The following is a 17,166-nucleotide window of genomic DNA, read 5'->3' as shown; positions in this document are numbered from 1 at the left end:
CTAGAACCGGGCGCGCACGCCGACGAAGGTCCCACGCCCCGCGACGCCGTAGTTGCGGGTGGTCTCATAGACCTCGTCGCCGACGTTCTCGACCCGACCATAGACCTCCAGCGTCTCGTTGATCGGGTAGGACGCGCGCAGATCGACCAGGGTGTAACCCTTCAGACGCGCGGCGTTCGAGGCGTTGTCGAAGCTGTCGCCCGCGCGTTGGACCGCGACCGAGGTCGACAGTCCGAACGGCCAGACATAGCCGAGCGTCAGGTTGGCCGCATCCCTGGGACGCCGCGCCAGTTCACGACCCAGGTTGGCGCCCGGGGTGCGGTTCTCGGTGTTGGTCCGGGTGTAGTTGGCATTGACCCGGAAGGACCCGATCTCATAGTCCCCCGCCAGTTCGAAACCGTCCGCCTCGGTCAGGGCGACGTTGTTGTAGTAGCCGAACCGGCGCACCCCATTGCGGAAGCACAGGGGCGCCGCCGCCGGCGTCACCGTGCCGGAGCAGGACACGAAGTCGATCTGGTTGGTCGTCTCGCGCGCGAACCAGGTCGCCGACACAATCAGAGCACCGTCCAGCAGACGCTGTTCCATGCCCGCGTCCCAGCCATCCGCCTCTTCCGGCTGCAGAGCCGTGTTCCCGTAGTCGCTGTAGAGTTGATACAGGCTCGGCGCCTTGAAGCCCTGGCCGAAGCTGGCCCGCACGACGGTCGAGCCGTCGTTGAGAGACCAGGCCGCGGCCGCCTGGCCGAGGGTCTTGCCGCCGAAGGTGTCGTGTTCGTCCCGACGCACGCCGCCCGTCAGGGTCAGGCCGTCGACGACCTCCGCCTGCAGTTGAGCATAGACGCCGTCGAGGCCGACCTCGGCCGTCGCCGGCACAGGGTTCGGGGTGAACGAGGATGGCGAGGCGGAGCTGAAAGCGCTGTCCTCGTGCTCCGCGCCGAACGTCGCGGTCCAGCCTTTGCGGATATCCAGCACGCCCTGGTACTCGTAGCGCTTGTTCAGACCCTCGGCGGCGAAGGTGACATTGGTCGCCGCCTGATCGGGATTGAGCAGCGCCCGGTCCGTGCGGGTGTAGGCATAGGCGACCCGGTTGCCCAGGCGGCCGTCGAACAGGTCGACGTTCAGGCCCGTGTAGGTGACCAACTCCTTGGTGCTCGATGTCTCGCGCGTGTCGCCGAAGGCAAACAGGGGCGCGGGGAAGCCATCGGCCTCGACGGTTCCGTCCGAATAGACGGCGCGCAAGTCGAGCGAGACGCCTTCCAGGATGCGGACGTTGGCTCGGCCGCTCAGCCCGAAATTCTCGTAGCCGTCCTTCTCGCTTCCACGCGCGAAGGCCGAGAAACCCTCCGTCTCGTAGTGCGACGCAGCCAGCCGCCAGGTCGCGCGCTCGGTGGCCCCGCCTATGTTGCCGCGCAGATACGTCGTGCCGCGCGAACCGACCTCGGCGTCGATGCCGGCCTGGAACGGGCGGGTCGGTCCGGCGGTCACGATATTGACTACCCCGCCGATGGCCTGGGAGCCCCACAGGGTCGACTGGGCGCCGCGCAGCACCTCGATGCGCGCTATGTCGCCGACGAGCAGGTTGCCGAAATTGTAGCCGCCGCCGGTGCCCGAGGGATCGTTCAGCTTGACGCCGTCGATGACCGCGACCGTCTGGTCCGTCTCGGCGCCGCGGATACGCAGAGAGGTTGGGGAGCCGATCCCGCCGTTGCGCGACAGGGTCACGCCCGGCGTGCGGGCCAGCAGGTCGGCGACGCCGACCGCCTGGCTGGTCCTGATGTCTTCGGTCGTCAGGACGGTGACCGACTGGCCGACGCGAGCGGCTGACTGGGCCGAGCGGTTGGCGGTGACCACCACGTCGTCCAGCAGGCTGGGGTCGGTGACGGATGGGGCGGGTTGTGCGCTCGCGGCGTTGGCGGCGAGCAGGAGCGCAGCCGTGGCGGCGCTGATGATCAGTTCGTTTCTCATGGGTCCAATCCCTCGTTTGACAACGAGCCGGCGCGCAGAACGGCCACGATCGGACATGGAGACGCGCCCGGTCGCGACCGCGCAGCGATGCGCGGCCCAACAGACGTCGCCATTCGGGAAAAACCCCGTTTCGCTCGGCACACCACGTCCGCGCGAAGGACGACCACGACGGGCAGGTCTCCTGGCTCGCGGGTCAATGCCGGTGCGCACCGCCTTCCCAGGCTCTCCGGCTTTCGCCTTCGGGACCCAGTGGCTATTGGTGCGCGGACTCGCCGCTTACAGTTGCGTGGGCAGCCCAGGTTTCACACCTGAGTTCCCTTTTCATCCCCATCACTGGGGAACCTGTCGCAGGGGGGCAATTAGGCCATTGTTCGAAGCCCGGCAATGGAGCGCTGCATGGCGACCACTCTCGTCCTCGCAGCGCCCGGGCAGCGGACGAGGTCGTGCTGATCGCCGCCGATCCTGCCCCTGTCGTTGAAGTCCGCTACCGGCGCGCGACCTCGACGCCGCGCGCTTCCAGGATTTCCTGGACGCTGTCGTCGCCGGCGAGATGGGCGCTGCCGACGGCGATGAAGGTCGTGCCCGACCCGGCGAGCAGGGTCTGGATCTGGTCGGCCCAGGCAGTGTTTCGGCGGACCAGCAGCGCGTCATAGACCTCCTGCGATTCCGCCTTCATCTCGGCCACGCCGATACGATCGATCGCCTCGACATCACCGGTGGCCCAGGCATCGACGAGGGCGTCGAGCTCGGTCGTGGCCTCGTCGAAATCCTCTAGCGTCGAACGCAGGAAGGCCAGTTGGGTGTCCTGCGACAGGCCGGCAAGTATCTCGACCTGCCGGCCGATGGTCTCCATCCCGGTGACCGGCTTGCCGGCCTCCTCGGCGCGATGCTTGAGGATCAGTTCAACGCCCGACGCGGGATCGTAGCCGGCCTTCACCAGCGGGGCGACCGACAGGGAAAGGGCCACCAGCCAGGGGCGAAGCGGGTCGAACTGGGCGGCGCTGCCGCCGATCGAGCGCGCGGCGACATCGAGATGGGCCAGTTCCTCGGCCGTCAGCAGGCTGGACAGCGGGGTCTGGGGCGACAGGCCGTATTGCTGGATCAGAGGCATCAGCGCCGACTGATCGTCGGGATTGGATATCTCGAAGATGACATTCTGGCTGGCGTCGAAGGCGGCGTCGACCATGGCCGAGCCCCAGGGCGTGTCGGGGCGCAGCACATGGACCGTGCCGAACAGGTAGATGGTCGAATCGGCGTCGGAGATGGACCACAGGGCCGGGCCCTCGCCGGCCGCCTGGACGATGGCGGCGTGGTCGTGAGCCGGGGAGGCGTCCTGGGCGAAGGCCTTTGGCGCTCCGGCCAGCAGGGCTGCGGCGAGGCTGATCCCGAGGGCGACGCCGACGGCGGTCCTGCCCATGGAGACGGTGGTGGTCTTCAGGCGGCTGATGAGCGTCATGCTGCAAAATCCTGCGGTTCGGGAAGGGCGGTCAGTGAATGCCGCGGCGAGCGGCGGCGGCGATGGAAGACACGAGGTATACGGCCATCAGGATGCCGGTCAGGCCCCAGCCGCTGATCGTGTCCACGAGTCCCAGCCGTTCGGCGGCGGCGTAGAGGAACAGGGCGGTCTGCAGGGCCCAGAAGGCGATGGCGCTGGTCTCGGCCATGACCTGTCGCAGCATCTCGTCCGCGCGTCGCCAGAGCATGACGTTGGCCACGGTCTGCACGGCCAGGAGGACCGCGATGCCGGCAAACACAGTGTCGGCCGTAACGAACGCCGAGGCGTACATGGGCGCCAGGAACATCGCCCCGGCGAGCAGGAAGACGACGATCTGCAGAACCCCGCAGCCCTTGGGCACGGTCGATGGGCGCAGGGCCATGGTGATGGCGCTCAGGACGCCGATGGTGATCAGGGCAACGGCCATGGCCAGGGCCAGGCTGTCGGCCCACGGCATGTTGCGACCCTCGATGGCGTTGGCGAGGGCGGCGCCCGTGAGGGCGCCGACGGCGGCCAGGGCCAGACCGCCGAGGATCTTGACGACGAGCGGCTGGGTCGAGATTTCAGAACGCGACATGAGGCTCAGGCTCCTGTGTCCGAAAAGATGGCTTCGATCGGTTGTTCAAAGACGCGTGCGATCTTGAAGGCGAGCGGCAGCGAGGGGTCGTAGCGGCCCGTCTCCAGGGCATTAACGGTCTGGCGCGAGACGCCCAGAGCGGCGGCCAGGTCGGCCTGGCTCCAACCCCGGTCGGCGCGCAGGGTTCTGAGATGGTTGTTCATGCGGTCACCGCCGCCTCAGCCACCACGCGGCCCAGGCGACGCTGTAGCCGACCATCTGGCAGCCCGTGACGATGGCGGTCCCCAACATCAGGATGGACTTGATCGGCGCCTCGCCGAGATCGCCAGCGCCGTAGAGCAGGGTCAGCAGGATGACGCCGGCGAAGCACAGGCCGACGGTGGAGCCCCACCACCAGGCCCATTTGTGCGCTTCCTGCGCGGCTTCATCGAGACCCTTCCACCACCGGAAACAGGCCCAGAGGGCGGCGGCCATGGCCAGGGCGACGGCCGCGGCGATCAAGGCCGCGCCACCGAGGCTGGCCTCGTCGGAGGTCGCGCTGACGACGCCGGCCACTGCGCCGGCAGCCATGCCCGCCAGGACGCAGATACCCATGACGGCCCCGTAGCGCCTCAGCGGTTGTTCCGACACTCGAGCTTCCCGAGCCATGACACGCATCCTCATCGCAATGACAAGGCTGTTTTACACTCGTGGCAGCCGATGTCAAGCGACCTTGTCAGACGACAGGGCGACGGTCAATCAGGCCCCGGCGGCCTTGTCGTGGATCAGTTCCGGACGGCTGAGGACGCGCGGCGCCTGGTCGATGGCGGTCAACTGGGGCAGCTCCTTGCCCTCGTGATCGACCTGCAGGTCCTCGAACCGTTTGGCCGAGACCATGACCTGGCTCTCCAGCGAACCGACGAACTGGTTGTACTTGCCGACGGCCTGTTCCAGCGCCCGCCCGACGCCGAAGATATGGCCGCCCATGACTGACAGGCGTTTGTAGAGTTCCTTGCCCAGTTTCGCGACCTCGTCCGCGTTCCTCGACTGCTCCTCGGCGCGCCAGCCATAGGCGACGGCCTTGCACAGGGCGAACAGGGTCGAGGGGGTGACGATGATGACGCGCCGGGCCATGGCGTCGGTCATCAGTTCCGGCTCGCGATCCAGCGCTGCCGACAGGAAGGCGTCAGAGGGCACGAACAGGGCGACGAAGTCGGGGCTGGGCTTGAACTGGTCCTGATAGGCCTTCGCGGCCAGGTCGCGGACATGGTTCTTGATGCTGGCGGCGTTGCGCGCCGACATGGCCGCATCGCGCGCCTCGTCGTCCGGCTCGGCGGCGTCGGGGAAGGCCAGCGGCACCTTGGCGTCGATGACGAACAGGCCGCCGCCCGGCAACCGCACCAGGAAGTCCGGCCGCATCTGACGACCCTCGTCATTGGCGCTGGACGACTGTTCGGTGAAATCGAACCGGCCCGCCATGCCCGCGGCCTCAAGCACATTGCGGCAGGTCTGTTCGCCCCAGCGGCCGCGCCGGCCGGTGTTGCCGCGCAGGACCTCGGTCAGCCGTTTGGCCTCGTCGCGGGTGGCGGTCGAGGCGATCATCAGGGCCGAGAGCTGTTCCTTGAGCGTGCCGGTCTCCTCCGCCCGCGCCTTCTCAAGCGCAGCGACCTGGGTCTCGAACTTGGCCAGGGTGTCGGCGACAGGCTTCAGCTGGGCCTCCATCCGCTCGCGGGCGACGCGGTCCTGGGCCTGGAAGGTCTCGGTCGCGCGGGTGACCATCTGGTCGGCGATGACCTGGGCCGACTGGGCGGCCTGGGCGCGCAACAGTTCGCCCATCGTGGTGCGGCTTTCCTCGATCAGGGCGACCTTTTCCTGCGCCGACGTCAGGGCGTTCATCGCCTTCTGCCAGCCGAGGAAGGCCCACAGGAAGCCGGCCGCGAGGACCAGCGAAACGACGGCGAGGACGATCGAGAGCGTGTTCATGCTCCGTTCCTTAGCGAGAGTCGGGGCGGCGGGCCACGGTCGATCCGGACTCCAAAAACACAGTCCGAAGCGTCCGAAGAGGCCGGAGCGTCCGGAGCCTCCGACCGGGACTGAAGCGTTGGAGGGTCCATCGTTTCCCCTATAGCCGCTTGCTACGCCGGAAACGGACGCAGGGAGCTGTCAGCCCGCGTAGCGCGGGACAGGATACCAGTCCGGGTCGATAATCTGGTCCCAACTGTAACCGGGAGCCACCTCGAACCCCTCGTCGGCGGCGGGGAGTATACGACCTGTGACAAGCGATTTGACCGCGTAGTCGAAGGCATCCGCCAGTTCGAGTTGCAGCCTGTTGTCGATCGTCGCCGTCCGGCGTTTGGAAAGCTCGCGCCTGAAGCCCCGAAGTTCTTTGCTCCAGTGCGGGATTGTCTCCGCCGGACCAACGAATTCGATCTTCAGCAGATGCTCGATGATGTTCTCGATCTGGCTTTCGCAGGCACGTTGCTCGGACTTGCCCAAATCTTCGATCTCCTCGGCGAGATTGTCGTAGTCGAGAGCATTCTCGCCGCCCTTTCGAGACCGCAACGCGGATGCCTGAGCCTCCGCCCAGGCGACATAGTCCCGCTCGTAGAGGTCGCTCGCCGGTCTGGTCAGGTCGTCAGCCATAACCGATCTATATCACGCCGGTCGTCGCGCCCGAAGCGCCTGGACGATGGTGCCGTCGTCGAGCCAGTCGAGGTCGCCGCCCACGGGGACGCCTCGAGCCAGGGAGGTGATCTCGACCGCGTTCCCGGCCCCCGTCGCCGAGATGCGGTCGGCGAGATAATGGGCCGTGGTCTGGCCGTCGACGGTGGCGGGCAGGGCCAGGACGACCTCGCGCACCTCGCCGCCCTTCACCCGGCCGACGAGTTCCGAAACACGCAGGGCCTCGGGACCGACTCCGTCGAGCGCCGACAGGAGCCCGCCGAGCACATGATATTTGCCGCGGAAGGCGCCGGATCGTTCCATGGCCCACAGCGAACCCGCCTCCTCGACCACGCAGATCAGGGCGTTGTCCCGGCTCGGGTCGGAGCAGATCGAACAGGGATTACGGGTGTCGGGGGCGCCGCAGACGGAGCAGGACACGACCTTGGCCGCCGTCTCCGCCAGAGAGGCGGCGAGGGGTTCGAGCAGCTGTTCGCGCTTCTTCAACAGGGCCAGGGCCGCGCGCCGGGCCGAACGGGGACCGAGCCCCGGCAGCTTGGCCAGGAGCGCGATCAGTCGCTCGATCTCGGGTCCGGCGGAGGCGGCCACTCAGACCTGTCCCGTTCCACTCATGGCCGAACCACAAACTCCGCTCATCCCCGCGAATGCGGGGACCCAGTTCTGTCGTGAGGCAGGGTGCGAGGGATGGGGGTCAGGGTTCGTGCTCCTGCCCCCCATCGCCCAAAGCACTGGGTCCCCGCATTCGCGGGGATGAGCGGAAAAAAGGGGTGTGCCCGTCAAGGTCTAGAACAGCTTGGGCATGCCGGGGATGTTCATCCCCGCCATCGGGCCGGCGGCCTCGCGCATCAGCTCGCCATTGACGGCGTCCAGCCTGCGCTTGGCGTCGGCGTGGGCGGCGACGATCAGGTCGGACAGGATCTCGGTGTCGCCCGGGACCATCAGACTGTCGTCGATCTTCACCGAGGTCACCTCGCCGGCGCCCTTGAGGGCGATCGTGACGAGGCCGCCGCCGGAGGTTCCGTCCGCAGTGGTTTCGGCCATTTTCGCCTGGGCGTCCTGCAGCTTTTGCTGCATCGCCTGGGCCTGCTGCATCAGGGCGTTGAGATCTTTCATGAGCTCTAGATAGGGCTCAATCCTCCCTCGCGCCAGCGGGGGAGGGGGACCGCCGCGCGCTTGCGCGGGGGTGGAGGGGGCGACCCCGGACACGGTGCGTGGTTCCGCCCCCTCCACCACGCTTCGCGCGGTCCCCCTCCCCCGTTCGCTTCGCTCCTGGGGAGGGTCAGTCGTCGTCGCTATCCGCCTCATCCGGGATCGCCGGCATCTCGACGGAGGGCGCCAGGGTCCTGATCTCGCCGACGACGGCGCCGGGGAAGGCGGCCAGCACCGCCATGACAAAAGGATCGGCCTCGACCTCGGCGCGGTCCTCGGCGCGGCCGCGTTTCTCGACCTCGATCAGGGTCTCGCCGCCGCCCTGGCCGTTGGCGACCACGAACCACTGGCGGCCGGTCCAGTCCTTGAGCCGCGAGGACAGGCGGGTGGCGAGGTTGGCCGGGGCGCCGTCGACCGGCTCGTAGGTCAGGGTCCCGGGCTTGAACGACACGGGACGGACGTAGCGCTGCACGTCCATCTGCAGGGCGATCTCGCGCTTCTCGCCGATCAGGGCGACGACGGCCTCGAAGGTCTGGGGATCGGGCAGGCTGGGCTGGTCCGCCGGACGCATGGCCAGCTGGGCCGAGGCTCCGCCCCCTCCCCCGCCGCCGCGCGGCGCGCCGGAGCCGCCGGGGACGCCGCCGTTCTGCAGCTTCTTCAGCGCCTCTTCCGGGCCGGGCAGGTCGGCGGCGTAGGCGAGGCGGACGATGGCCATCTCGACCGCGTCAGCGGGGGACGGCGCGCGCCGCACCTCGTCCAGGGCCTTGAGCAGCATCGACCAGGTCCGCGACAGGGTCCCGGCCGAGACCGCCGCGCCCATGGCGGCCAGACGCTGGGCCTGATCATTGGGCAGGCGGGTGGCGTTGGGGCCCAGCATCTTGGCGACCGAGGCGGCGTGGCAGTGTTCCAGCAGGTCGTTGGTCACCTGAACCGGGTCGGCGCCGTAACCGTAGAGGGTGCGGAAGGTCTCGATGGCCTCGGGCGTGCGCCCGGCCATGATCTGTTCGAACAGGGCGATGGTCTGGCTGCGATCGGCCAGGCCCAGCATGTCGCGGACGACGTCGGTGGCGACCGGCTCGCCACGTTCGCCCTGGACGAGGGCCTGGTCGAGCAGGGACAGGCCGTCGCGGACCGAGCCCTCGGCGGCGCGGGCGATCAGGGCCAGGGCGTCATCCTCGACCTTCATCCCCTCCTTGCCGGCGATCCGGGCCAGGTGTTCGACGAGGATTTCCGGCTCGACGCGGCGCAGGTCGAACCGCTGGCAGCGGCTGAGGATGGTCACCGGGACCTTGCGGATCTCGGTGGTGGCGAAGATGAATTTGGCGTGGGGCGGCGGCTCTTCCAGCGTCTTCAGCAGGGCGTTGAAGGCCTGGTTCGACAGCATGTGGACTTCGTCGAGGACATAGACCTTGTAGCGGGCCTCGACCGGCGCGTAGCGGACGCTCTCCAGGATGTCGCGGATGTCGTTGACGCCGGTGTGGGACGCGGCGTCCATCTCCATGACGTCCATGTGCTGGCCGGCCATGATCGCCGCGTCGTGGCGGCCGAAGGCGGTCAGGGTCAAAGACGGCCTGTCGATGACGTCGGTCTCGTTGTTCAGGGCGCGGGCCAGCAAACGGGCTGTCGTGGTCTTGCCGACGCCCCGGACACCGGTGAGCATGAAGGCGTGGGCGATGCGGCCGGTGGCGAAGGCGTTGGTCAGGGTCCGGACCATGGCCTCCTGACCGATCAGGTCCTCGAAGGTCTTCGGCCGGTATTTGCGGGCGAGGACGGTATAGGCCTCACGGTCGCCTTCCACCGGGGCGGGCGTGGAGACGGGGATGGGTTTGACAGGTTTCGCTTCGACAGCAGGCGCGGAGGCGGGCGCAGGGGCGGGCGCGCCGAACATGTCGTCGGTGTTCTCGTCGCGCTCGGGAGCGTCGTCTTCCGCCCAGGGCGGATCTCCGGAATCAAGGTCGACGTCGGTCATGGGACCGTCTTACCGCGTGTAAGACGGTCCGTAGAGTCCTTGTGCGATCAGGACGTCATATCGCGGGGCAACTGGCCGCCGTTGTCGACGATCTTCTGGATCACCTGCTTGTGGAGCCAGATGTTCATGGTCGCGCTGTCGGACGTGTCGCCGGTGTAGCCGAGCTCGTCGGCCAGTGCCTTGCGTTCGGCCAGCGAGCTTTCCATGCCCAGCAGCTTCATCAGATCGACGATCGACGTCTGCCAGTTCAGCTTCTCGTCGCGGACGCTGTTCTTGAAGTCGAGGATGCCGGCGACATCGACGGGCTCGGCGGGCTGGGGCGCGACGGCGGCGGCGGTCGTGACCGGCGGCTGGACGGGCGTCGCGGTCGGGGCGGGCTGGGGCGGAGCGCTGGGCGCCGGCTTGTCGCGGTTGAAGATCTTGCCGAGGATATTGCCGAGAATGCTCATGGGGTCGCTCCGGTTGAACTGGCCAAGGGAGCGGACGGGAGCGGCCAAGGTTCCCGCGCTCAAGCAGCAAGCGACCGCGTCGCGAGCGTTAGCGCACTAAAATGCTGCTCAAGCAGCGAGACGCCGCGCGTCGAGCGGTAGCGCAACACAAATGGAAGTGGAGACCGCGACCCGAAGGGGAATTCGTTGTGGCTGCTGCCTTCCGGCCCTGACCAGGTTGGCGAAGCCTTCGCCCGCGATCTCCGAGGTCCATATCGCGAATCGCGACGGCGAGATCAAGGCACCTCTCCCCGGCGGCGAAGAAGGCGGGTAGGAAGCCGACATGGCCCTTCCCCTCCTCAATACCTTCGCCGGCAATCCGCTGGACCGCGCCGGAGACTTCCGCAACACGCCCGAATGGCTGGTCGAACAGGGCGAAAGCGCGGATGCGCTCGCCATGGTCTTCTGGGAGGGGCAGCCGCTGCTGGAGGATCATGCCGACGGGCCGCGCCTGGCCTGGCTGGCCCTGACCCATGCGCGCGAGGTGATCCGCGACGCCGATCGCGAGGTCTTCCTGGGGCTGTGGAAGTCCGCGCCGATGTTCGCCGTGGAGTTCGAGGGACCGTCGGATCCGGCCGAGGGGCCGATCAAGGGTCTGGGCGCCTTCACCGGACTGCGCGAGGCGGCGGCAGTGCTGTCGGGCGCCGAGGCGGCCATGGCGGGCGGGGCCAAGTCGCTGTTCGACTGGCGGCGGAAGCACGGGTTCTGCGCCAACTGCGGGCATGAGACGAAATCGACGGCGGGCGGCTGGCGGCGGGTCTGCCCGTCCTGCACGGTCGAACATTTCCCGCGCGTCGACCCGGTGACCATCATGCTGCCGGTGTTCGAGGGGCGCTGCCTGCTCGGGCGTCAGGCGGCCTGGCCGGCGGGGCGGATGTCGGCCCTGGCGGGGTTCCTCGAACCCGGCGAGACGATCGAGGAGGCCTGCGCCCGCGAGATCAAGGAGGAGGCGGGGCTGACGGTGACGGCTGTCCGCTATCATTCCAGCCAGCCCTGGCCCTTTCCGTCGCAACTGATGATCGGCCTGATCGCCGAGGTGTCGGACGCGAACGCGACCCCGGACATGACCGAATTGGAAGAGGTCGCCTGGCTGACCAAGGACGAGGCGCGCGCGGTGCTGGCCGGCGCTCACGAGATCAAGGCCCCGCCGAAATTCGCCATCGCCCGGACGCTGATCCAGGCCTGGGTGGACGGGTTCGAGGTGGAATAGGGCACCGCGTTCTCCCTCCCCCTCGGGGGAGGGGCGTCGCGCAGCGACGGGGTGGGGGCGGCAGGGTGACACGGATACAGGCCTTGGTGATCTTGCCTTGCCGCCCCCACCCGGTCTTCGCTGCGCTCCGACCACCCTCCCCCGAGGGGGAGGGAGAAAACTGCGTGTCAGACCAACTTTCTGGCCGCCTCGAGGTCCGCCGGATTGTCCACCGAGATCGGCGCCGCGTCGATCACGGCCGCCCAGATCGACAGGCCCAGTTCCAGCGCCCGCAGCTGTTCCAGCTTCTCGCGCTGCTCCAGCGGCGAAGGCGGGGCGGCGCAGAAGCGTTTCAGGGCCTCGCGGCGGTAGCCGTAGACGCCGATGTGACGCCAGACGGGGGCGTCGCCGTACAGGGTCGAGCGGGTGAAATAGAGGGCGCGACCATGTTTCTCGCCTTGCGCGATCGCCAGCACCGCCTTGACCACATCGACGTTGGACCGGTCCGAGACATCGGCTTCGGGCGCGACCAGGGTGGCGATGTCGCAGCCCGGCTCGCCGTGCAGCAGGGCCGCGCAGGCGGTGGCGATGCCGGGGTCGGCGAACGGCATGTCGCCTTGCAGGTTGATGATCGAATCATAGTCGCCGTCGGGATCCAGCGCTTCCAGCGCCGCCAGGACCCGGTCGGAGCCGCTGGGCAGGGCCGGATCCGTCAGAACCGCGCGTCCGCCCGCGGCCTCGATGACCTCGACGATCTCCTGGTCGCCCGCCGCGACGGCGACCGGCAGGCCGGACCGGACGGCCTGTTCCCAGGCCCGGATCACCATGGGCTTGCCGCCGATATCGGCCAGCGGCTTGCCCGGAAGGCGGGTCGCCGACATGCGAGTCGGTATCAGTATCAAAGGCGTCACGGCAGGCCTTCCGGTCATGCGACGTCCGGACGCTCAAAGTGAGGTCAGGGGCCGGTTGCGAAGGCGGCGCTAGCGTGTAAGAGACCGCCAATCAAGATTTCGCCCGGTTTGTCGAGCCGGCCGGGCCTCTAGAAGCGGGATGCGACGACGCGATGAGCGGCGATCTGAAGTTGAACAAGATTTTCGGTGCGGGCCTGGGGACGGTGTTCGCCATCCTGGTGGTCCAGCAGGTTTCGAGCGCGGTCTATGCGACGCACGCGCCTGAGAAGATGGGCTATTTCGTCGACGCGCCGGAAGAAGCCGCCAGCGGCCCCGCCGAGGTCGAGCTGGCGCCGGACTGGGGCATGGTTCTGCCGGCCGCCGACCTGGCCGCCGGTGAAGCCGCCTTCGCGCGCTGCCAGGCCTGCCACAACATCGCCGCGGGCGGCGCCGACGGCATCGGCCCGAACCTGTTCGGCGTCGTGGGTGGTCCGGTCATGCACCGCGCCGGCTTCGCCTATTCGGACGCCATGGCCGCCCACAAGGCCGCGGCCCCGGCCTGGGGCTATGACGAACTGGACCAGTTCATCACTGCGCCGAACCGCTATGTCCCCGGCACCAAGATGTCGTTCGCCGGTCTGCGCGACACCCCGACCCGAATCAATCTGATCGCCTATCTGCGCAGCCAGGGTTCGGCCGGCTTTGCGATCCCCGCGTCGGATCCCGCGCGTCAGCCCGGCGCCGCTCCGGCCGAGGGTGAAGTTCCCGCCGAGGGCGCCGTCGCCCCGGGCGCCGAAACGGCCACCGCCGGATCGGGCGGCCCCGCCGGCGCGGCTCCGACCGACGCCACGGCCGCAGGCGCGTCGCCGACCCAGACGACCCCGGTCGCTCCGCCGGCCGCGACGAGCGCCGCTCCGGGGAACTAAGGGCCTAGCCAAAATTTCAGGCTTCGAGCAGGCGGTCCTCCGGGGCCGCCTGTTTCGTTTGGGACACCCGTCTCGCCGGGGAGCGCGGAGGCTGGATCAGAGACGCCGGAGGACGGCGGGCTCGAAGCCGTCGGCCAGATAGCGGGCATCGGCCTCGGCGAAAGCCTCGAGGGTCACTTCGCCGTGAAAGCCGGTGGCGTGGATGACGCGGGTCTCGTCCAGCATGAAGGCCGAATGACCGGTCCAGCTGTGGTCGCTGGAGACGTTCAGCCAGACGACGATGTCGCCGCGCCGGGCCTGGTCACGCGAAACCGCGACGCCGAGTTGGGCCTGGCCGTCGGAATGGCGCGGACCGGCGAGGCCGCAGGCGAACAGGGCCTGCTGCACCAGGCCGGAGCAATCCGTGGCCAGAGACGAGCGGGCGCCGAGGCTGTGCGGCACCCCCAGCAGGCGTTCGGCCACAGCGACGGGATCGGTCTCGAACGCGCCGATGGGCTCACTGTCGGCTGAGGCGTCGTCGACGAGCGCATTGAGCGGCAGGGCGGCCGTGGCCGAAGCGATCCGGCGGGTCGGAAGGCCGACATGCGGAACCAGCGCCGAGGCGTCCATCCAGCCCACCGTCCCGTCGCGACGGGCCTGGCCCCAGACGCGTCCGCCGCGCCGGTCGAGGACGTCGAAGATTTCGCCGTGCAGAAGCTGGTCGATCCGTTCGGAGGCGGTGTCGGGCTCGGCGTGGATATCGGCGACCGGAACGGCGCCGCGCATCGGCTCGGTCGCACGGAAGGTCTCGGCCCGGACGCGGCCCTCCAACGCCTGCGCGGCCAGATCGGGCCGGGCGAGGATGGTGCGGGCGTCGAAGTCGGTCGGGAGGTCGTTCAAGCGAAGGCCCTGACGGTTGGCCCATACTTCTGCCAGACGAAGGCAAAAGTCCCGTTAATGGCGAGCTTTTTTGTGCGCGACCGCTCGCCGCGCCCCGGTCCGATCTCCGATCGGCCGGAGGACAGGCTCCGGCTCTCGGCTTGAGCCCGATCCGTGGACATCTTGAATCACGGGCCAGGAACGCCAGTTCAGTTCGACGTGATGGCGGAGGGGCCGATGCTGCTGGTGCTGGGTTTGATGACGGCGGTGGTCATCGTGATGCTGGGGTTTCCGGACACCGGGATCGGGCGAGGTCTGAACCGCTGGCTGGTCGAGGAGCCGGCGCGGCGGTTGAACCGGATCCATCGCGGCAAGGCCGCCTTCTATGCCTTGCTGGCGGTGATCGGTTTCGTCCTGGTCCTGTTGTTCGAGGCGGACGGGATGCGGCTGTTCAGCTTCCTGCTGCCCGATACGCTGGTTTGGTTCGCGATGTTTGACGTGGGGGTGTTCGTCGACGCCCTGCTGATCACGGGCGCGATTCTGGCCACGAACGGGCTCAGAGCGATCCGGGCGCAGGCAACCGCCCGACCCCGACAGGTTTTGGCGATCCTGCGCAGGATCGCGGCCCGAGCCCGCCGGGCGATCAGGCCGTCATCACGACCGACCGGAAAGACCGCCGACGACGACGGCCCGGGATGGGCGGTTCAGCCCGCGTACCGCGCCTTCAGCATGGCGTAGGCGGCACGGAGGCTCTGCGCCTCTCCGCCCTCGGGATGACCCGGGCGGCCCCGGCTGTTCCAGGCGAAGACGTCCAGATGGGCCCAGGCGCCGCTGGTCGGGGCGAATTTCTGCAGGAACAGGGCGGCGGTGATCGACCCGCCCTGAGCCCAGGCCGCCGAGTCGTTGCGAACATCGGCGATGTCCGAGCCGATCGCTGCGCGATAGCCGGGCCACAGCGGCATCCGCCACAGAGGATCGCGCACGGCGTCCGCCGCCGCCACGAAGTCGGCCGCCAGCGCCTCGTCGTCGGTGTAGAGGGGCGGCAACTCCGGGCCGAGCGCGACGCGCGCCGCGCCGGTCAGGGTGGCGAAGTCCAGGGTCAGGTCGGGGTCGTGCTCGCCGGCACGCGCAAGGGCGTCGGCGAGGATCAGTCGACCCTCCGCGTCCGTATTGCCGATCTCGATGGTCAGGCCCTTGCGGCTTTGCAGCACGTCGCCCGGCCGGAAAGCGTCGCCGGAGATGGCGTTCTCGACCGCTGCGACAAGCACGACGAGGCGCAAATCAAGGCCCGCCTGCAGGACCAGTCGCGCCAGCGCGAGCGCATGGGCCGCGCCGCCCATGTCCTTCTTCATGTTGCGCATGCTGGCCGCCGACTTGATGTCGAGCCCGCCGGTATCGAACGCCACCCCCTTGCCGACCAGGGCGACCAACGGCCGGTCCGTCTTGTCCAGATTCCAGCCGATCTCGATGATCCGGGGCGCGCGATGCGGGGCGGCGGCGCGACCGACGGCGTGAATGGCCGGATAGTTCTCTTCCAGCAGGTCATCGCCGGTGATGACCGAGATCGAGGCGCCGTGGGCCTCGGCGATCTCGCGGGCGATGGTCTCCATCTGCAGCGGGCCCATGTCGGCGGGCGGGGTATCGACCATCTCGCGGGCCAGGGCGCAGGCGGCGGCGATGCGCAGAGCCTCGGCGACATCCAGCCCGTCCGGCGCGACCAGCCGCACCTTGGGCCGCTCCCGGGTCTTGTACCGATCGAAGACGTAGCGCCCGAGGAGGAAGGCCAGGGCCGCGACGCGGGCGTCCTCGGGTTCCGCCTCGAGCCGATAGAGGCCCTCGGGCAGTCTGGCCGAAAGGGCCCGGGCGCTCATCGGATCGAAGGTCTTGCCCGCCCCGACCAGCACGTGATCGATGCCGCCGTCCGCGCCGGGTACGACCAGCACCTCGCCCGCCTTGCCCCTGAACCCCATCCGCCCGGCCCAGGCCTGGGCCAGGCCGTCGAGCGCAGCCTTCGGCCCGACGAAACGGACGGGTGTGGCGGTCGCCGCCCCGGGGCTGTCGGAGGGGACGAGGGCATCGGGCGAGATCACGGACATGGGGCGACTATTAACCAATGCTTGACGCGAAGCGCCGATTCTTGAGGGGCAGAAATCCGATCGGATCGTCCCATGTCGCGCACCCGGGCCTCAAGCTCAATCGCCCTGATCGCCCTGACCCTCGTGGGTGGTCTGGCCCTGACCGGTCCCGCCTCGGCCCAGGCCGAACAGGCCGCCGCCCCGCGCGTGGCCGCCACGGCCGAACAGCGCGCCGCCTATGGCCGTCTCGACCCGCTGGCGCGTTCGGTCTTCTGGTCGCGCGAGGTCGAGGTCAATCCGGCCGATCCGGTCGCCGGGGTGAAACTGGCCGAGGCCTTGCGTCAGCTGGGCCAGCACGAACAGGCCGCGACCGTCGCCCAGCAGGTGCTGGTGACCCAGCCGCAGAACGTCGACGCCATGCTGGAGATCGGGCGGGCCCATATCGCGCGGGGTCAGGCCTTCTACGGCATCGCGGCCCTGGAACAGGCGAAAGCTCTGGCGCCCGGCGACTGGCGGCCTCTATCGCTGCTGGGCGTGGCCTATCAGCAGGTGCGGCGCGCCGATGACGCTCGCGCCGCCTGGAACGAGGCCCTGCGCCTGTCGCCGGACAATGCCGAGGTGATGAACAACGCCGCCATGGCCCAGATGACCGGCGGCGATCCGGCCGGCGCCGAGACGCTGCTGCGTCGCGCGGTGGCGCAGCCGGGCGCTTCGCTGCAGATGCGGCTGAACCTCGCCATGGCCCTGGGACTTCAGGGCAGGATCCCGGAAGCCGAACAGATCATCCGCCGCGACCTGCCGCCCGAAGCCGCCGAGCGCAATCTGGAATGGCTGAGGAACCAGGTCCGGCCGGCGACGGCGGGGGTCGAAACCGACACCGCCTCCCCCGCCCTGGTCCGGACCTGGTCCTCGCTACAGGGTCAATAG

General features: G+C 68.9%; 18 protein-coding genes, 1 other RNA gene and 1 riboswitch. Of the genes, 4 read left to right on the top strand and 15 right to left on the bottom strand.

Features of this window, described 5'->3' with window-relative positions; translation table 11 throughout:
• The 12 genes from ACP7AB_RS05280 to ffs form a co-directional block, all read right to left on the bottom strand.
• Nucleotides 1-1,962, bottom strand: a complete 1,962-nt coding sequence (locus tag ACP7AB_RS05280) for a TonB-dependent receptor plug domain-containing protein (RefSeq protein ID WP_425989227.1) — start codon at nucleotides 1,960-1,962, stop codon at nucleotides 1-3.
• A gap of 154 nt (nucleotides 1,963-2,116) precedes the next feature.
• Nucleotides 2,117-2,323: riboswitch (cobalamin riboswitch) on the bottom strand.
• 123 nt (nucleotides 2,324-2,446) lie between these two features.
• Nucleotides 2,447-3,418 carry a TraB/GumN family protein gene (locus ACP7AB_RS05275; protein ID WP_425989229.1) on the bottom strand — a complete coding sequence of 324 codons (972 nt, stop codon included), beginning with the start codon at nucleotides 3,416-3,418 and terminating at the stop codon, nucleotides 2,447-2,449.
• Nucleotides 3,419-3,449: 31 nt separating this feature from the next.
• A complete protein-coding gene (locus ACP7AB_RS05270; RefSeq protein ID WP_425989231.1) occupies nucleotides 3,450-4,034 on the bottom strand; it encodes a hypothetical protein in 585 nt (194 codons plus the stop codon).
• Nucleotides 4,035-4,039: 5 nt separating this feature from the next.
• A complete protein-coding gene (locus ACP7AB_RS05265; RefSeq protein WP_303695961.1) occupies nucleotides 4,040-4,237 on the bottom strand; it encodes a helix-turn-helix transcriptional regulator in 198 nt (65 codons plus the stop codon).
• Nucleotides 4,238-4,241: 4 nt separating this feature from the next.
• The gene (locus ACP7AB_RS05260; protein WP_425989233.1) at nucleotides 4,242-4,682 is read right to left on the bottom strand and encodes a hypothetical protein; all 441 of its coding nucleotides are present in this window, start codon (nucleotides 4,680-4,682) and stop codon (nucleotides 4,242-4,244) included.
• A gap of 90 nt (nucleotides 4,683-4,772) precedes the next feature.
• Complete coding sequence (locus ACP7AB_RS05255; protein WP_425989235.1) at nucleotides 4,773-5,996, bottom strand: DNA recombination protein RmuC; 1,224 nt, start codon at nucleotides 5,994-5,996, stop codon at nucleotides 4,773-4,775.
• Between the two features lie 180 nt (nucleotides 5,997-6,176).
• On the bottom strand, nucleotides 6,177-6,656 hold the full coding sequence (locus ACP7AB_RS05250; RefSeq protein ID WP_425989237.1) for a DUF29 domain-containing protein: 480 nt from the start codon (nucleotides 6,654-6,656) through the stop codon (nucleotides 6,177-6,179).
• A gap of 12 nt (nucleotides 6,657-6,668) precedes the next feature.
• On the bottom strand, nucleotides 6,669-7,283 hold the full coding sequence (gene recR / locus ACP7AB_RS05245; RefSeq protein WP_425989240.1) for a recombination mediator RecR: 615 nt from the start codon (nucleotides 7,281-7,283) through the stop codon (nucleotides 6,669-6,671).
• Nucleotides 7,284-7,478: 195 nt separating this feature from the next.
• Nucleotides 7,479-7,808 carry a YbaB/EbfC family nucleoid-associated protein gene (locus ACP7AB_RS05240; RefSeq protein WP_425989242.1) on the bottom strand — a complete coding sequence of 110 codons (330 nt, stop codon included), beginning with the start codon at nucleotides 7,806-7,808 and terminating at the stop codon, nucleotides 7,479-7,481.
• 166 nt (nucleotides 7,809-7,974) lie between these two features.
• Nucleotides 7,975-9,813, bottom strand: a complete 1,839-nt coding sequence (locus tag ACP7AB_RS05235) for a DNA polymerase III subunit gamma/tau (RefSeq protein WP_425989245.1) — start codon at nucleotides 9,811-9,813, stop codon at nucleotides 7,975-7,977.
• A 47-nt stretch (nucleotides 9,814-9,860) separates the two neighbouring features.
• Nucleotides 9,861-10,262, bottom strand: coding sequence for a DUF3597 domain-containing protein (locus ACP7AB_RS05230; protein ID WP_425989248.1), 402 nt, complete (start codon nucleotides 10,260-10,262; stop codon nucleotides 9,861-9,863).
• 153 nt (nucleotides 10,263-10,415) lie between these two features.
• An RNA gene (ffs, locus tag ACP7AB_RS05225) (signal recognition particle sRNA small type) lies at nucleotides 10,416-10,509 on the bottom strand.
• Between the two features lie 75 nt (nucleotides 10,510-10,584).
• Between ffs and nudC the strand changes: the two genes are divergently transcribed.
• The gene (nudC, locus tag ACP7AB_RS05220) at nucleotides 10,585-11,511 is read left to right on the top strand and encodes an NAD(+) diphosphatase (RefSeq protein ID WP_425989251.1); all 927 of its coding nucleotides are present in this window, start codon (nucleotides 10,585-10,587) and stop codon (nucleotides 11,509-11,511) included.
• A 167-nt stretch (nucleotides 11,512-11,678) separates the two neighbouring features.
• Here the strand turns inward: nudC and ACP7AB_RS05215 are convergent, their stop codons facing one another.
• On the bottom strand, nucleotides 11,679-12,401 hold the full coding sequence (locus ACP7AB_RS05215) for a 3-deoxy-manno-octulosonate cytidylyltransferase (protein ID WP_425989254.1): 723 nt from the start codon (nucleotides 12,399-12,401) through the stop codon (nucleotides 11,679-11,681).
• Between the two features lie 170 nt (nucleotides 12,402-12,571).
• Between ACP7AB_RS05215 and ACP7AB_RS05210 the strand changes: the two genes are divergently transcribed.
• The gene (locus ACP7AB_RS05210; protein ID WP_426046110.1) at nucleotides 12,572-13,306 is read left to right on the top strand and encodes a c-type cytochrome; all 735 of its coding nucleotides are present in this window, start codon (nucleotides 12,572-12,574) and stop codon (nucleotides 13,304-13,306) included.
• A gap of 96 nt (nucleotides 13,307-13,402) precedes the next feature.
• Here the strand turns inward: ACP7AB_RS05210 and ACP7AB_RS05205 are convergent, their stop codons facing one another.
• A complete protein-coding gene (locus ACP7AB_RS05205; RefSeq protein ID WP_425989260.1) occupies nucleotides 13,403-14,185 on the bottom strand; it encodes an NlpC/P60 family protein in 783 nt (260 codons plus the stop codon).
• Nucleotides 14,186-14,338: 153 nt separating this feature from the next.
• Between ACP7AB_RS05205 and ACP7AB_RS05200 the strand changes: the two genes are divergently transcribed.
• Entirely contained in the window at nucleotides 14,339-14,902 is a 564-nt protein-coding gene (locus tag ACP7AB_RS05200; protein ID WP_425989263.1) for a hypothetical protein, read from the top strand.
• Here the strand turns inward: ACP7AB_RS05200 and ACP7AB_RS05195 are convergent.
• Nucleotides 14,869-16,260, bottom strand: coding sequence for a leucyl aminopeptidase family protein (locus ACP7AB_RS05195; protein ID WP_425989266.1), 1,392 nt, complete (start codon nucleotides 16,258-16,260; stop codon nucleotides 14,869-14,871). The two genes, ACP7AB_RS05200 and ACP7AB_RS05195, sit on opposite strands and share 34 nt — an antisense overlap.
• 72 nt (nucleotides 16,261-16,332) lie before the next feature.
• On the opposite strand from ACP7AB_RS05195, the gene ACP7AB_RS05190 reads away from it, so the two are divergent.
• The gene (locus ACP7AB_RS05190) at nucleotides 16,333-17,166 is read left to right on the top strand and encodes a tetratricopeptide repeat protein (RefSeq protein WP_425989269.1); all 834 of its coding nucleotides are present in this window, start codon (nucleotides 16,333-16,335) and stop codon (nucleotides 17,164-17,166) included.

This window comes from Brevundimonas sp. TWP3-1-2b1, assembly GCF_049896165.1.
In the GTDB taxonomy this organism is placed as follows: domain Bacteria; phylum Pseudomonadota; class Alphaproteobacteria; order Caulobacterales; family Caulobacteraceae; genus Brevundimonas; species Brevundimonas subvibrioides_B.
This window is presented reverse-complemented; position numbering and strand designations above follow the sequence as displayed.

What these genes read in the sequence shown, in the direction of transcription:
- ACP7AB_RS05255 (WP_425989235.1), bottom strand. Translation starts at nt 5,996, where the DNA reads ATGAACACGCTCTCGATCGTCCTCGCCGTCGTTTCGCTGGTCCTCGCG.
- ACP7AB_RS05240 (WP_425989242.1), bottom strand. Translation starts at nt 7,808, where the DNA reads ATGAAAGATCTCAACGCCCTGATGCAGCAGGCCCAGGCGATGCAGCAA.
- ACP7AB_RS05265 (WP_303695961.1), bottom strand. Translation starts at nt 4,237, where the DNA reads ATGAACAACCATCTCAGAACCCTGCGCGCCGACCGGGGTTGGAGCCAG.
- ACP7AB_RS05260 (WP_425989233.1), bottom strand. Translation starts at nt 4,682, where the DNA reads ATGGCTCGGGAAGCTCGAGTGTCGGAACAACCGCTGAGGCGCTACGGG.
- ACP7AB_RS05270 (WP_425989231.1), bottom strand. Translation starts at nt 4,034, where the DNA reads ATGTCGCGTTCTGAAATCTCGACCCAGCCGCTCGTCGTCAAGATCCTC.
- ACP7AB_RS05195 (WP_425989266.1), bottom strand. Translation starts at nt 16,260, where the DNA reads ATGTCCGTGATCTCGCCCGATGCCCTCGTCCCCTCCGACAGCCCCGGG.
- ACP7AB_RS05275 (WP_425989229.1), bottom strand. Translation starts at nt 3,418, where the DNA reads ATGACGCTCATCAGCCGCCTGAAGACCACCACCGTCTCCATGGGCAGG.
- ACP7AB_RS05250 (WP_425989237.1), bottom strand. Translation starts at nt 6,656, where the DNA reads ATGGCTGACGACCTGACCAGACCGGCGAGCGACCTCTACGAGCGGGAC.
- ACP7AB_RS05235 (WP_425989245.1), bottom strand. Translation starts at nt 9,813, where the DNA reads ATGACCGACGTCGACCTTGATTCCGGAGATCCGCCCTGGGCGGAAGAC.
- ACP7AB_RS05190 (WP_425989269.1), top strand. Translation starts at nt 16,333, where the DNA reads ATGTCGCGCACCCGGGCCTCAAGCTCAATCGCCCTGATCGCCCTGACC.
- nudC (WP_425989251.1), top strand. Translation starts at nt 10,585, where the DNA reads ATGGCCCTTCCCCTCCTCAATACCTTCGCCGGCAATCCGCTGGACCGC.
- ACP7AB_RS05230 (WP_425989248.1), bottom strand. Translation starts at nt 10,262, where the DNA reads ATGAGCATTCTCGGCAATATCCTCGGCAAGATCTTCAACCGCGACAAG.
- ACP7AB_RS05280 (WP_425989227.1), bottom strand. Translation starts at nt 1,962, where the DNA reads ATGAGAAACGAACTGATCATCAGCGCCGCCACGGCTGCGCTCCTGCTC.